This is a genomic window from Cetobacterium sp. ZWU0022, assembly GCF_000800875.1.
Classification (GTDB): domain Bacteria; phylum Fusobacteriota; class Fusobacteriia; order Fusobacteriales; family Fusobacteriaceae; genus Cetobacterium_A.
In genome coordinates this window covers 1-1,134 of record NZ_JRJZ01000111.1, presented here as the reverse complement: position 1 = coordinate 1,134, position 1,134 = coordinate 1, and the positions used below count along the sequence as shown (strand labels likewise).

The 1,134-nt window shown below is 26.4% G+C and carries 1 protein-coding gene; it reads left to right on the top strand.

Going from position 1 to position 1,134, the window contains the following annotated elements; translation table 11 throughout:
* The coding region (locus L988_RS09030) for a DNA topoisomerase (protein ID WP_231549837.1) at positions 1-1,134 on the top strand (1,134 nt) is incomplete at both ends.

Below are 1,134 nucleotides of genomic sequence, written 5' to 3'. Positions count from 1 at the left end.
AACTGAATTTATAGATGAAGCTAAAAAAGCTGATTATCAAAAAAAATTATTAAATGAAATCTGTAATTTGAAAGAAAATACTCCGTTAAGGTTGAAGTATATATTATCTAAAGAGAATAGCGAAGAGAGGTATAATAAGCAACTTTACGAAGAATTGAAAGGATATTCTCAAAATAAATCTTTTGATATTGAAATAAAAAAAGAAAAAGTAATTGAAAAAGCACCACTTCCTTTTAATTTGAATGAATTACAAATTTATTGTAATAAAAAATGGGGATATTCACCTTCGGATACTTTAGAGCTTACTCAAACTTTAAGAGATAAATATAAAGCAATTACTTATAATCGTTCTGACTGTCAATATTTAAGTGTAGAACATTATAACGAAGCTGATATTGTGATGGATGTTGTTTTAAAAAATTTAAATATAATAGTTCCTGAATTAAATACTAAAAAATTTCCTGCTTCAGAATGTTTTAATGATAGTTTTGTTACAGCACATCACGCAATTATTCCTACGAAAACAAAGGTTAATATAAGTGAATTAGGAGATAAAGAAAGGAATGTTTATAAGGCAATTTGTGATTACTATATAATTCAATTTTTACCTAATTGTGTTAAAGAAAAAACTGAAGCAACTTCAACTTTAGTGTTAGAGAACGATTTAAAATCAACATCTACTAGAATTATTATTCCAGGGTTTAAAAATTATTTAAATGATAAATTAGATTCAGATAATGAAGAAAATTCAACAGATTTATCAAAATTAGTTCCAGGTACATATACTTCAAATTTCATAAGTGATCTAGTTGAAGAAAAAGAAACTAAACCACTTACAAGATATACTGAAGCTAGTTTATTAAAGGATATGACTTCTATTTCTAAATATGTTTCTGACCCTGAAATAAAAAAACTATTAAAAGAAAAAGACAAGGGAAAAAAAGGAGAATCAGGTGGGATTGGAACTCCTGCAACAAGGGCAAATATAATTGAAAGATTATTAGAATTAGGTTTTATAGAAAGAAAAGGAAAAAATATAATTTCAACTCAAAAGGGAAGGGATTTAATAAGAATCTCTCCAATGGATTTAAAAAACCCTACATTAACTGCTGAATGGTGGGTACTTCAAGAAGA